Genomic DNA, 14221 nt, shown 5'->3' with positions numbered 1-14221 from the left:
CTGTCGATTGTTTCAATCGCCCTTTAGCGCATGAAGCATAAAAAAATGGTTTTGAAGCGTTGTTCATGCGCTGATGCAAGCCCCGTACCCTGCGCGAACCCGACTTGTCATGCAGTACGTGACCATGCATAATCCCGAGCGGTAAAACCGATATCAAGGATGGAAACAATGGTCAAAGTCAGCAGGGAAACTCTTGAAGCCTCGCTTATTCTGCTCGAGGGAAGCGCGCAAATTCCATCCGCACTGAAATCACTGATAGCAGAGGCTGACTTTACAGATGTTTTTCCTGAGCGCGCTGAATTTTTGAGCTGGTATCAACAATTGCCGCAAGTGCTTCGTTTGGAAATGCTGTCGCTGATGCAGCCAGCGCAACGTAAAAGACTTTTTGATGGTGAGGGGGTGCTGGCGTTTTTTAAAGCCTTTCATACACCTGCAGAAGCATTAAAAATCATCGAAGCAGGCATTCTTGAGTATGATTTCAGGCAGCCCGAGCCGCAAAACCTTGCTGACTGGCTAAGCTGGTTTCCCGGCATGCAGACGCGGCTCTTTAACGTCATCAAACCGCATGCAGCATCAGTATTTCGGGGTGTGAGTTTTTCAGAGTTTCTGGAGCGCCTGTCAGGAAATAGTGTTTTATCGACGTTTAACGTTGACTGGTTGGCGGGGCATATCCAAATCCCCGGTAATCCAGACATTATTCTCAAACATTACGAGGGGAGATCGTATGACTGGTGGAGGATTCAGGGGCTTTTCCTGACGCAAAAGTGGCCCGGGTACTCGGAAGATACTATCAGGGAGAAGCTTGCTACCCTTGATATTCAAAGGCTTGTCGTTCATGCATGTGAGTGTATAGTTGCAAACCGGGGCAGAATTAAGCGTTTTTGTAACCGCCTCATTGAGATGCCTGACGCAGAACTTTTGTCACTGATTCAAGGTCATACGAAGCAGTTGAAGCATGCGCATGCCCTGCTCGATTATCTGCTGAGCAATCATCCGCGCAGAGAGAAGCTTTTAGCCGCGATACAGGAAATAAAATCGTTTGATACATTCTTTGAATGCCGGCTCCCGGTATTAAGAGAGCGTTCGCACACGATTCATGTGGCCGTTGAGGCTCTAAAAACACTCACCGATTTTTTGCAGAGCTATCAGCTTTTTGTGCCTGCCGGTATCGAGCAGTCTTTTCTGGACGCGATACCCGCCGATAAAATGCGCAGTTTATTTCAGTACCAGTCCACTCATGAGATGCGTACTTTTTTTCAACAATTATTCGAAGCCCGCGCCTACGCCTTCCTCTGTCACCCGCTGGGATTGGTTGTGGTAGAAACACCGCTCAGGATGGGGTGTTTTATTGACACATGGGAACAGAATATGAAGTTTTTGCAAACCCTCTTTCGCGGTAACTTTAAGTTTCATGATGTGCTTCACCTTAGAGACTCAGGAGGGCTCGCGGAATTTCTGGAAGGGTATCGCGGAGATTTTCCGCTCTTTTTGGATAAATCGAATGTTCTACCCTTTTCGTGGGTGGAAACCTCTATCACGAGAGATTTTTTTGCCGTTCACCAGCGCGTTAAGCATGATTCACAGGCTAACGCCCTGATGATGCGGTGGATGCTCGAACGCCCGCAGGATTTGCAATACTACACCGAAGACGCACTTTTTGATGTGCTGAACCGTTTGCCGGATAAACCGCTTGAGAGCTGGCTTGAAAAAGCATCGGCTGAACTGACAGCGCGCCCGCCTCTTGAGGATGTTGTGGCGCGCATTCTAGAGGCGCGGGGAGCCAACCCGGCTATTGGGCGTCTCGTTTGTCAACGGTATTATCCGGATGTGTCATCACCATTCTGGACTCAAAACGGGCGCTGGATGGCGCTTTTTGCGTGGCTTGAATCCCCCGAACACATCGCTGAGTTCATGATGACGCGAATGACCAGCGCATCAGGTGATTCAACGCTCTTTACACTTGAAACGTTTTTTCGCGAGTTTATGATGTGCCACGGAGCAACCCTTCAGCGGATAAGTGCCCTGCAGCGTTTTGAAGATGTTTTGCTGACCTTCTGCAGGGTGCTTGCTGCTCAAGAAAGTATTGAAAGCTTTAGTGCGGCCTTTCTCACCTTGCTCTATCTTGCTTTGGCAATTCTTGGCGGCGCGCTTTCACAGGGTGTTCACTTCGCTGCACAAATGCCTTTGCGTTTTACCTTTACCGCGCAACTTCCGGTGTTCTTTCCGCGACTGCCTCCGCATGAACTGCTGCTTCATGCCAATGTTTTTTTTGCGAAATGTGAACGTCTTCGAGCCTTGCCGACTCTTTCCTCATCAGCGTTTTTTGCAAGAGACGCTGCATCACAGAGCGCACCTGAGGAGGCTTCCAGCATGCCGCGGGCTTCATCTTCTGCACTTTAGATGCTGTCGTCATATCTTATGACGACAGCATCTAGAAGCGTGCTTATTGAATTTGCAACGAGACTGGCCAATAATGGCGCGAAAAAATGCCCTACACGCAGGAATCTTCCATGCCAGAAACGTCTCAGGAACAAATAGCAAAAGCCCTTCTTGACCGCACGCCTGATGCAAAAGCGCAAAAGTCGCGCAAACGCAAATCAGAAGGGGTCAACAATTCAAGCGGTCTTGAACATTCCTGGGTGCGTATAGAAGGCACTGATTACAGGCTGTTTTCTTCAGGCGTGCCCAATGGGCTTCTTGGCAGGGGAACACATGGCCGCGTTAAACAGGCTGACAGGGGAGAAGGTACTTCAGCGGATGTTCTAAAAATTGCAAGATATACCGAGACGCTGCGTGTTGAGATTGAATGTCTTCAGGATTTGCAGTTAACCAATGGTTACGCGCTCGATTCACACGGTTCCGTACCAAAACTTTATATTCACATGCCGAATCTAGGTGAAGATGTCATTGCATGGAGTGAGCGCAATGATGAGTCGACGGATGTGCGCTTTGATAATGCCATTGCCCTGTGCCTGAATGTGTGGGAGTTGCATTCAGGACGGTTGTCGAAGACTGGAACGCCATGGGCACATGGCGATATCAAACCTGCAAATGTCCTGATTAAGCAGCGCGGTGTTGTGCGACTCGCAGATTTTGGTGCGGTCACTAAACGCCCTTATGGCATTGTGCACACCTCCTGGGGCACCTGGGCGTATCGTCCGATGAATACACGCCTCTTGACTGCGGCAGAACACGATACACTCGCCTTGATGCGTACCCTCTGGTATCCGCCTTGCGGCTTCAGTGCCATGGGGCATTTTAGCAATGTGTCTTATCACCAAATCCTTACTGACCAGATGGTCGGTGAATTCGGACTTCTGTCCATTCTTGATACCTCCGATACCGTGGCGCCTGATGCTCAAGGCTTTAAAAAGTGTCTGGTGCATCCTCTGGCGCTTGCAGCGATGCTTGTCGTAAAAAAACACGCCATTCCACTCGACTGCAACACCTTGCCTCGCGACATCATGCAGTGCATGCTGCTCGTTGAGGCTCATAAAAGTAACATGACTGCCGAGGGCATTAAAGCGACCCTCGAAAACCCGCGTGAATTTCTTGAGTCCCGCCTTGCGGATACGCTTACAAAAGCACCGTTGCAGCACTTGCGCGCATACTTTATGTTGCAGCAGATAGTACCTCCTCGCGCAGAAATAACGCTGCCGTCTGACGATGTTCTGCTGGAACTGATGGACTTTCTTGAAACGAAGGATGCCCTGCGTCATCTGACAGCGTTTCTTCAAACACCAGCGCTCTTGGAAGCGCTTAATATTTTTGTGAGAAATCCATCGCTTTTTCAAGCCGTTTTAATCGTACTTGATGAACTTCCGGATGTGCCGCTGCGAACGCTGCGCATTAATGAGCTGTTACAGTATCCGAAAAATGCGCGCTATGTAACCAGAACAACCGAATATGCCCGCTTTTTGTGTACAAGTGATATTGCCTGCAGGCGTTTTGCCAGAATAATTTCATCAAACCCTGATGCCGCGACATTAATGTTGCGATTTTATGAGGCCGGCAGGCCGAGGCATTTTCAATCGTTTTGTGAGGAGGATTACCCCGCGCTTAAAGCGCTGTTATTGAAGGATGATGTGGCTACAGAAGTCTTTCCCTTAACCGCAAACATTCTAAGTTTTCTGGAGATAACGCACCCGAGCCCGCAAAAGGCGAACCTTATGCTGCTGTTACACCAGCATCCTGATTTTCTGTGGACGCTGGTGCTCCTTGGGGAGCATAATCGCCCGGTTCAGGAGTTGGCGCATATATCCGAGCAGACTATTCTTCTGGTGAAGTCGCTCGAGAGTACCCTGACTGACAAGGTTGTATTCAGACTGCTTGGGAGATATGTGCTGCGGGATGTGCGTGGGCGTGACATGCTAAAGCGCCTCCTGGAGATTAATATCCCGAACTTTCCGGCCATCGCATATCATCTGGCCCGAAGCAGGCCCACGGCCAGGCTGCTTGGTTTTAGCATACTCGATAACCCTGAACTGGCAGAGCTTGCGAATGAGGCATTTTCACGGCTGGTCGAGCACTGGCAGGATGATGATTTTCATGGCGCGCTGCAGCTTCTCTTAAACGTAAACGGTTTAACCATGAGCCGTCTTCTGCGAATCTCTGACGATGAAACCTACAGACGGTTACTGGCGCTTGATAATCAGAGAACGCTAAAAATCCATGATTTTCCTGCTCTTGAACATCCGGATGCAGCGGAGTTGCTCCTGCTCCTGCTTGAAACATTCGATGATACCTCACATGCATGGCACGAGGTTATTTTAGGGGTTTCCGAAGAATATTTGTTATATCATGGCGAAATGCCTGGTTATCCGGGTTTTTATCCCGCACTGCTGCACCTTGTCAGCTCAAAGATGGCAAAGCGTTTTCTGGTCGAAAACGTCTTTAGCAGCCCCGAGTGGTGCTCGTTCGTACACGTCATCACGAATCACCATGAAATGGAATGTTGTAACCGATTGATGGAGCAGGTGACACGCCTTCGAAGATGGGAGTCAGAGCAGGATGTCAGCTGCTGTCTCGCAGATGCGATTCTGGATGCAGCCCGCGCGCAGTCGGAGCAGGAAACACCATCAGAGCGCTTTATGGCATTTTGCGAGGCGGTGGGTGAGTGGATGAATGTGGCTCAAGACCAGTATGCCAATAACGAAGAGCTTGCAGAAATAATCCAAAACATACACATTTTGTTAAATATCACTGCCGTTGAGCCTCAGCTGACATACGAGCCATAGCGGTCATGTCAGTTGTCGCACATAGCCGTGTGTCCTTGCTGCACGTTACGAAGAATACTCAGGGTGTGTCATCAATCACGTTTTTCGCTTCAAACAATTAATTAATGACACGCCCTATTGAATTTGTAACGGGACTGGCCAACAATGGTGCGAAAAAACGCCCTGCAAGCAGGAGTCTTCCATGCCAGAAACGTCTCAGGAGCAAATAGCAAAAGCACTGCTTGACCGTTCACCAGAAATGAAAGCGCGCAAAGCGCGGCAGCGAAAATCGGGTCAAATCAATAATAACAGCGGTCTTGAAAGCTCCTGGGTTCGCATTGGCGGTACGGATTTCAGGCTGTTTTCATCGAATGAGCCTCAGGGTTTTTTGGGGCGAGGAACGTATGGCCGCGTTAAACTGGCAGACAGGGGCGAGGGCGGTTCTGGAGATGTTCTAAAAATTGGCTCTGAGCATGGGCTGCTCTCTAACGAGATTGAGTGTCTGGTCGATCTTGGCTTATCGCATGGACACATGATTGATAGTAATTCTTCAAAATATTACATCCACATGCTGAATCTTGGCGTGGATTTAGGGCAATGGAACACTCAGCAGGAGCCTTCACCCGAGGAGTGTTTTGATAACGCCATTGCATTGTGTCTGCATGTCTGGCATCTACACGCAGGGCATCTGTCGCTTACCGGAACCCCCTGGTCGCATGGCGATATTAAGCCTGCAAATATTCTCGTCAAGCCGGGAGGTGAAATAAGGCTTGCCGACTTTGGGGCGGCTGATAAGAGACCTTATGGCATTGTGCACGCTTCGTGGGGCACCTGGGGGTATCGCCCGATGAACACGCGCACGTTTACGGCGGTAGACTACGACACGCTTGCGCTGATGCGTGCTCTCTGGTTCCCACGTCCCTGCATCAGCGCCTATGGTAAGTCTTTAAACTTGAATTATCACCAGCTTTTTACGGATGAGATGGTGGAAGTATATGGGCTTTCTCCAGTGCTCGACACTTCTGATGCCGTGGCATTTGATGCTCAAAGTTTTAAAAAATGCCTTATTCATCCACTGGTACTTGCTGCGATGTTCGTGGTTAAAAAACTTGGCCTTCCACTCGACTGTAATCATTTGCGGCGCGACACCCTTCAATGCCTGATACTGGTTGAAGCTCACAAAAGCCGTATGGAACCTGAGCACATTCTGTCTGTACTTAACACTGCAGAACATTCCCGTGAATTTTTTGAGGCCCGCCTGCCGGAAAGCCTAAAGGGTGCTTCCTTCGAAATTTTGAGCGCATGGTTTGCACTGCAGCAGCTCGTCCCACCCAGTATGCACATAAATGACACGATAACCCATGATGTGTTGCTAGACCTGATGGGATTCCTCGAAAGACGTGATGCTTTACGCCATCTGGCCGTTTTTCTGAAAACGCCATCCCTCCTGCAGGCATTAGAACGCCTGCAGAGAATAGCGGGACTCTTTAACGCGATTCTCATTGTCCTCGATGAGCTCCCGGAAGGAGAACTTCGTGCGGCGCGGATTAACGAGTTATTGCTGCATCCCTATAAAGCGCCGGGTGTAGACAGAATCACGGAATATGCGCGCTTTATTTGCCTGAGCGTCACGAGGTTTCATGAATACGCTGACATGCTGGTATCCGATAAAGAGTGCGCAACTCTCTTTGTGCGGTTTACCGATGCCCAAATGCCTGGGATTTTCCCAAGGTCGTTGATGGAAGACCTCCCCGAACTGAAAGCACTTTTGTTGAGGGACGATGTACCTACGGAAATGCTGGTGCAGTCGGGAAATATGCTCTTGATACGCTCAGGATTGCATGCTCAAGAAAAACGATACATGGCGTATTTTTTGTTAAAAAGACATCCGGATTTTATATGGTTGCTCGCTCGACGCGGGATACATAACCTCCTTACGGAATCGCTCCAGACTTTCTCTGAACAAATTATTAGCCTCTTGACAACACTTGACCGACTCGTGCCAGATGACAATCTCTTTAAAAAACTCGCGAAAGCCGTGGTTAATGATGCGCGCGTTAAAATTGTGTTGAGTCAATTACTTGAGATTAACCACGCCGACTTTCGGCGAAATGCACGCATGTTTATCAGCAAGAAGCCAACAGGCAGACTTCTTGCGTTCTACGCAGCGGAAGAGTCATTACCCAAAGAGTTTGTAGCGCATGCATTTTCCCTGCTCGCCGAATACTGGGATGATGTTAATTTTCACAGTGCCATGGTGCTTTTACTCAACAAAGACCTTATAGATACCACGAGCCTTGAACGAATAGCGAAGGATGAATCCTTCAGACGCCTGTTGGCGATTGCCAATTCGAAAAATCTTGATATTGCAAAAAGTTCTGCACTGGAAAATCCCGATATGGTCAGCCTGCTTCTGCGCCTGCTCGAATGCTTCCCAGTAACCGAGGATAAGTGGCCCGAGAAGATTGGAGAGGCAGGCGCAAGGTTTTTGTCGGTCAATGACGGCAGGATGCCGAGTCATGCAGGTTTATATCCTGCATTATGCCATCTTGTAGGCTGCCGTTTTAAGGCATGGGAGGAGCTTATTGCATCTGTGTTTGTTAACCCTGACTGGTGCGCCATCGTGCATGTTATTACTAATGAACGTCAAATCCGGTGTTGTCTGCAGTTGATGGGAGAAATAGATTCGCTGCGTAATTGCCGCTCTCGTTTTGGTTTTGACGACTTTTCCGATGGTGAAGATGCAAAAAGGGGCGTACTTTTGGCGGATGCGATTTTAAACGCTGCAACCTCTGAAGCCTCTGAGCCTGTGGCCTCAATGCGCTTTGCCGCATTTTCTGAAAAGGTTCATGAATTGATTCAGGAGACTGAAACGCAGAGCAGTGAGTCTTCGATAATTAAGGATACCCTCGATAACATTCGCTATATTTTTATCGATATGCAGGAGGAGATGGAATACGTACCATCGTTGCCGGCCTGTCAGCCTCTTTAAAGGCTTTTGTTACTCAATGGCCGCGTCTCACTGATGAGTAAAAGTCGGGGTGCGGAGGGAATGGGCAGTGGTTTCAGGGTAGAGAGTGTGAGTGGATACTCGCGCAGGTAAAATTCTTTCATTGCGCGCTCGACCATTGTCAAAGCGGTGTCGGCGGTCCAGGGGGCACCTCGTGGAGCGGGTTCCGCGTGAACACTGCCAAGCCAGAGAGGGCTGTTGGCATGCAAAAGATGAAAGTTTGAACGCCACAGGCGCAGGATAATGGATGGTGTGCCATCGGTGGGGTTATAGCGCATAACGAGAACGGGTTTACGGTTGTGATAGAGCTGCGACATCATGGGCATCGTTTGAAGCGGCTGTGAACTGTCCATCTGGCGTGCGAGCGTATTCAGGAATGAATCCGGCTCTGCCTGCCAGCCACTTTCGCGCAGTGCCTTGCTGAAGGCCGCGAGCTGTCCAGCATACTGAAGATTAAAAAGACTGATGCGCTGCCCAAAGCGATTTGTGCGATAAAGCGGCAGCAGGGGCCGGGTTTGCGTCCACCATGCGTTCTCGCTTACCACATATTGTGCGAAAAAAGGGCTGTGAGCTTTCCACTCGCCACGAAAGAAGAGTACTGCGGAAAGTGTTGCCGAAACCAGCAGTGTTGTAGTCGTTAAAAGTGCAACCGTCGAGCATTCGCTCACAGGGCGCGCTTCCCGCCGCCAAAATATCCAGACGCAGACAGCGAGCAGGAATCCCGAGAGCAGGCTCGCCAGAGCGGCAGAAAACCAGGTATCTCCAAGCCATAGGAATGAAAGACTTCCGAGTATTAACAGTGAACCAAGCAAGGAAGCGAGAATGCGTCCCTGCAGAGGAGGGCACCATCGACGGGCTGCGAACATCAGGGTGAAAAATAAGGCTGCCTGGACAAGCAGATGGGGTTCGGGGAGTGCAGATGCCGTGTGTGGCAGGTCGGAAAAGCCCGGTGATACGCTGGTATATGCGGCTGAGAGCGCTAAAACCAGTGAAACCACACAGAGCAGCAGCCATGCCTGCAATCCATGCCAGTCACGCGAGGAGTACAGGCGCATCGCTATAGAGCCCGCAACCCCGCACAACGCCAGTGTAGAGGTAAACTGTACAGCAAGAATCAGTATGGCATCAATCACTGGCGTGCGCAGGGTCTGGAAGAAGTAAAAAAGCGCGCGGTCAAGCGGCAGCATCTTGCCCGTGGTAAATGCCAGTACCACCACCAGTAATGCGAGCAGACTGACGAGGCCGAGCAGCAAAAGGCCGGCAGTATGCCAAAGCTCCGTCTCAGCTACAGGTGCCAGTCCCTGAATGAAGCGCGAAAACTTAGGAAACCTGGAAGAAGGTGCACAGAGATGTCCGAGGTTATGCTGTAAAAGATGGTAGATTCTGAGCATCAGGTATTTGAGGAGCAGACCGCACAGCCATATAAAGGCAATTACCAGCAGGATGCCTACGAAGAGTTTCGTAGCACTCTCAGGAGAAAGTTCATTGCTTGCGGCGCCAATGAGAATGCCAGGGAGCATGTACAAAAGCGACCAGCCAATGGCCGAGAGGACATTCGCAAAGAAAAAACGATACTGGTTCATGTGCAGCATCCCGGCGATGACCGGAATCAATGAACGTAAAGGCCCCACAAATCGTCCAATAAGGACACTTTTACCTCCATGCCGTTCAAAGTATTCCCGACCAAGTGCGAGCCACGCGGGATAGCGGCGAAATGGCCAGACATTCTGCAGCTGGTCGCGACAGGCAAATCCAAGGATATAACTGGCACTGTCACCGGCGATGGCGCCCAGAATCGCGGCAAGCAGGGTCAGGTCAACCCGCATCACCCCGGAGCCCGCGAGAATGCCTATTGCAGTCATGGTAACAGAACCTGGAATGATACTGCCAATAATCGCGAGTGACTCAGAAAAAGAAATGAGGAAGGTGATGAGAAGCGCCCAGCGGGGATTGCCGTGCAGCCAGTCTGTGAGAGGTTGAATATATTCTGTCAGCAAGTGCATTATTCACACCCAAATTGCGACACGAAAGCAGTTTGGAACGCTATGGCCACACTCTGCCAGCTTGCTGAGTCAGTGAAGTCGCTGATGCGGGTCATTTCAAGGCGTTCAAACCCGCATGGATTGATGCCGTTGAAGGGACTAAGTTCCGTCGAGACGTTTAAGGCGATGCCATGGTAAGTGCATCCGTTTTTCACCCGCAGCCCAATGGAGGCAATTTTCTTTTCCCCCACATAAACGCCGGGTGCCTTGCAGCGGGTCTCGCCAGTAATGCCATAGTCGTCAAGCACCTTCAAAATGACTTCTTCAAGCCGGCACACCAGTGTACGGATACCCAGTTTTCGACGCCGGATATCCATAAGGACATAGGCAACAAGCTGGCCAGGTCCGTGGTAGGTTACCTGTCCGCCTCTGTCTGTCTGAATGATGGGAATGCCGCCGGGGTTTAAAACATGCTCAGGCTTTCCGGCCTGCCCCTGGGTATAGACGGGCGGGTGTTCAAGCAGCCACAGCTCATCAGCTGTGGTATCGGTGCGCGCTGCAGTAAATTGCTGCATGTCCTGCCAGGTTTGTTCATAAGGCACCATGCCAAGAGTGCGCACGGTCAGCATCAGAGCACCATGCGCACGTCAGGATACTGGGTCAGCTCCTCATAAAGCGCATCAAGACCCTCCTGTGAAGTTGCCGGCACTGTGACGGTCACTGAGAGATAATTCTTTTCACGGCTTGGCTGCAGGCGAAAGGAGGCTTCATCAACCGCTGGAAAATGGTGCTTCACAATCCGGGTGATGTCCATCAGGAACGCATCCGTCGCCTTCCCCATGATTTTAATGGGAAAATCGCAGGGAAAGCTCAGCAGGGTTTCTTTGTCTGTCACAATCGCCTCCAGGGGGTCATGTTCAATCTGTTGCGTGCTCAGTCATCCGACCAGCGACGAAACATGAGACGCACAGAGTCCTTGAGACGGGTAAAAATACCGCCTTCTTCTACCGAGTCAAGTGCATATACCGCCTGGGTAGAGATGGGTTTGTTTTCATAGCTCACTATCAGTTCACCGACTTTGTCGCCTTTTTTAATGGGAGCCTCAAGGAGTTTAGGGACCTTGGTGGTGATGCTCAGGCGCTGATACTGCCCGGCGGGGATGGTTACATACTGATTTTCGCGCAGACCCACCGGAACAGTGGTTTTTTCACCTTTGTAAACGGATAAATCGGTAATGGTTTTACCCGCATCATACAGGGAATGCGTTTCAAAAAACCGGAAGCCGTAGTTTAAGAGGCGTTCGCTGTCATCTGCACGCACGGATTCGCTCGGCGCACCAAGAACAACGGCAAGCAGACGCATGTTGTCGCGTTTTGCCGAAGACACAAGGCAGTAGCCGGCTTCATCGGTATGGCCAGTCTTAACGCCATCAACATTACTGTCACGCCACAGCAGACGATTGCGGTTTGGCTGGCGAATACCGTTAAAGCTGTACCACTTCATTTTATACCAGTGGTAATACTGCGGAAAATCGCGAATAAGAGCGCGTCCAAGAACGGCGAGATCGCGCGCACTGGAATAGTGATCCTTATCCGGCAGGCCGGTGCTGTCGGTAAAATGGCTGTTTTTCATGCCAAGTGACTGCGCCTGCTGATTCATGATGTCCGAAAAACCCTGCTCGCTGCCACCAAGGTGTTCGGCCATTGCCGCGCAGGCATCGTTACCGGAATCTACGATAATGCCCTTGACGAGGTCTTCAATGGGGACGAGCTGGCCTTCTTTGACGAACATCCGTGAGCCGCCGGTTTTCCATGCGTCATGGCTGATACGAACCGTATCTGTCAGATGAATCTGATTGTTCTTCAGGGCGTTTGAAATGACATAGAGCGTCATGATTTTAGTAAGGCTTGCAGGCGGCAGACGCTCGTCACTGTTTTTTTCTGCAATTATTCTGCCGCTGTCCACATCGATGAGAATAAAGGCCTTCGCGTTGAGGGCAGGTGCGGTGGGCGTAATGAGCGGCCGCGCCGGAGTAGAGGCTTTAGGCAGCTGTGGCAGGGTTGCCTGCGGCTTTTCAGGGGTGGTTTCAGCATGAATAGAAAGAGGCTGCAGCAGTGCCAGTGACATTAGCAGAGAAAAAAATTGCCGTTTCATTTCAACACATTCCAGAGTTACAAAATGACCTTATCTTAACACAGGGTACGCCGGTCACCAACTGGTTCGAGACGTTAAACACCAGGGCGTGTCCTCATTCCATAATATGTCTGTAAACGCCCCAGGCATCCTGGGTCTTTGTACCGGACAATTTTTCAGGGACACGTGCAAAGGTGCATCTATCCGGCATTGAAGCGAAGATTTCGGTAACGCAAACGGGCACGCAGACGTTCACGTGAAGGTACGCGCTCTCGCGCTCTGTTTGGATGAACAGTAACGGCCAGTTAACACGTCCTGAAGATAATGCAGCTCTAAACTCTACGCAAATCTGTATGCGCACTGCAAAAAAAAAATCAAACAACCGCGCTTGCGCGACAATTACGTGAACGTCTGCGTGCCCGTTTGCGTTACCGATAAAATGAGCACCTGTGAAAGCCATGAAAATGTCCGGTGTACAATCCTGGGTTTTAAGAACATGAAGAGGCTTCAAATTCTGACCCATGCGTTGTATAGTCTCCGTAAAAACGGAAATTTATCCCATGCGACGTTGTGCGCTGCTTATTCCTGTAGTTTTTCTAGCCGCCTGTAAAACCGCAGAGCCTCCTGCACCAGATCTTTCCAAGGCGCATCCCTACCATCCGCCACGTACCTGGAGCGGCCCGCCAACGGAAAAGGACAGCGCGCCCAAAGGCCCGGTTCCAACGTCCTTTAAAGAGGTCAAGCCCAGGGACGAGCCGGTCAGTCGTTATGGCAATCCTGCGTCCTATCGGGTTGATGGGCGCACCTATGAGGTAATGACCAGTTCAGGTGGTTATAAAACGCGCGGCATAGCTTCATGGTATGGCACAAAATTTCACAGCAAACGCACTTCAAGCGGCGAACCTTATGACATGTATGCCCTGACGGCCGCCCATAAAACGCTCCCGCTGCCAACCTATGTGCGTGTGAAAAACCTCAATAACGGGCTTGAAGCTATTATCAAAGTCAATGACAGAGGCCCATTTCATGCTGACCGCGTAATGGATTTATCGTATGGCGCCGCGGTTAAACTCGGCCTTTTTCCTGCGGGAACAGCGCCGGTAGAGATTGAAGCGTTGAATGTCGCGGGTCCTGGAAAGGCGCGAGAGGCGCACTACTACCTGCAGGCAGGTGCCTTCGAGACCGAGCGCTATGCTGAGGCCCTGCGGGAAAAACTTGGCAGTCTGACGCCATCACCGGTGTTCGTTGAAAAATATGATTCCCGCTACATCGTGCGCGTCGGGCCTTTTGCCAATCGTCAAATGTCTGAAGCGCTTAAAAGCCGGCTCGCCATGAACGGCATAAACGGCGCATTTTCAATGCTTCAGTAAAAATGGATTCGGGTGTGCTCTTAATCCAGCGAGTTGGACAATTGGGCAGGCGGCCAGAATGCTGCCTGCTGAAGACACTTTAAAGATTGGGGGCAATTGGATTTTGCGCTAATTCAGCTTCCATCTCTTCAGTTCGTTGCCGACCATACACGGCGCGCCGCATTTTATGCTTCGTTCTTTCGCTCAAATGTGCCTGGGCTGCTTCAATGGCACCCAGAGGCAGAGGCCAGTTTTCACCGACGAGAGGTCTTTGAATGACAGAATGCGGTTTTGTAGTCAAGAAAAAGGTTGTGGATGCAAGCCCCCACAGAATTGCCTGTGTACCCTTGGTCGCGCGTTTTGCGTAATTTGTCAACGTAATTCTCCTGCTAAGTTCGAATACGCCAGCGTCTGTTAAGGCTGGAAACACACACTGGGGGGGTATTCTGCTGCGTTATTAATTGGACTAACTGAAGCATTATAAGGCAGAGTAACCAATAAGTTCAACTCTTTAAATGGTCGACTATAAGA

At 50.4% G+C, this 14221-nt stretch carries 9 protein-coding genes; 4 read left to right on the top strand and 5 right to left on the bottom strand.

Going from position 1 to position 14221, the window contains the following annotated elements; all coding sequences use genetic code 11:
* Positions 1–168: 168 nt before the first annotated feature.
* The 3 genes from E4T54_RS02220 (at position 169) to E4T54_RS02210 (ending at position 8208) form a co-directional block, all read left to right on the top strand.
* Positions 169–2400, top strand: coding sequence for a hypothetical protein (locus tag E4T54_RS02220; RefSeq protein ID WP_028387077.1), 2232 nt, complete (start codon positions 169–171; stop codon positions 2398–2400).
* A gap of 110 nt (positions 2401–2510) precedes the next feature.
* A complete protein-coding gene (locus tag E4T54_RS02215; protein WP_028387078.1) occupies positions 2511–5237 on the top strand; it encodes a protein kinase family protein in 2727 nt (908 codons plus the stop codon).
* Between the two features lie 181 nt (positions 5238–5418).
* Positions 5419–8208 (top strand): protein kinase family protein, encoded by a 2790-nt coding sequence (locus E4T54_RS02210; RefSeq protein WP_028387079.1) that lies wholly within the window; start codon positions 5419–5421, stop codon positions 8206–8208.
* On the opposite strand, the gene E4T54_RS02205 is transcribed toward E4T54_RS02210, so the two are convergent.
* The 4 genes from E4T54_RS02205 to E4T54_RS02190 are packed head-to-tail and all read right to left on the bottom strand — an operon-like array spanning position 8205 to position 12335.
* Positions 8205–10229: a VTT domain-containing protein gene (locus tag E4T54_RS02205; RefSeq protein ID WP_051551014.1), complete on the bottom strand. Its 2025-nt coding sequence runs from the start codon at positions 10227–10229 to the stop codon at positions 8205–8207. The two genes, E4T54_RS02210 and E4T54_RS02205, sit on opposite strands and share 4 nt — an antisense overlap.
* Positions 10229–10834, bottom strand: a complete 606-nt coding sequence (lipB, locus tag E4T54_RS02200; protein ID WP_028387080.1) for a lipoyl(octanoyl) transferase LipB — start codon at positions 10832–10834, stop codon at positions 10229–10231. The genes E4T54_RS02205 and lipB overlap by 1 nt, the downstream gene beginning before the upstream one ends.
* 2 nt (positions 10835–10836) lie before the next feature.
* A complete protein-coding gene (locus E4T54_RS02195) occupies positions 10837–11103 on the bottom strand; it encodes a YbeD family protein (protein ID WP_028387081.1) in 267 nt (88 codons plus the stop codon).
* Positions 11104–11141: 38 nt separating this feature from the next.
* A complete protein-coding gene (locus tag E4T54_RS02190) occupies positions 11142–12335 on the bottom strand; it encodes a D-alanyl-D-alanine carboxypeptidase family protein (protein ID WP_051551023.1) in 1194 nt (397 codons plus the stop codon).
* Between the two features lie 566 nt (positions 12336–12901).
* Between E4T54_RS02190 and E4T54_RS02185 the strand changes: the two genes are divergently transcribed.
* Positions 12902–13711: a septal ring lytic transglycosylase RlpA family protein gene (locus E4T54_RS02185; RefSeq protein WP_028387083.1), complete on the top strand. Its 810-nt coding sequence runs from the start codon at positions 12902–12904 to the stop codon at positions 13709–13711.
* Positions 13712–13790: 79 nt separating this feature from the next.
* On the opposite strand, the gene E4T54_RS02180 is transcribed toward E4T54_RS02185, so the two are convergent.
* Positions 13791–14066, bottom strand: a complete 276-nt coding sequence (locus E4T54_RS02180; RefSeq protein ID WP_028387084.1) for a hypothetical protein — start codon at positions 14064–14066, stop codon at positions 13791–13793.
* Between the last annotated feature and the right edge of the window lie 155 nt (positions 14067–14221).

It is taken from the genome of Legionella geestiana (assembly GCF_004571195.1).
Lineage (GTDB): Bacteria > Pseudomonadota > Gammaproteobacteria > Legionellales > Legionellaceae > Legionella_B > Legionella_B geestiana.
The sequence above is the reverse complement of the archived record's forward strand: the minus strand, read 5'-3'. Positions and strand labels throughout refer to the sequence as shown.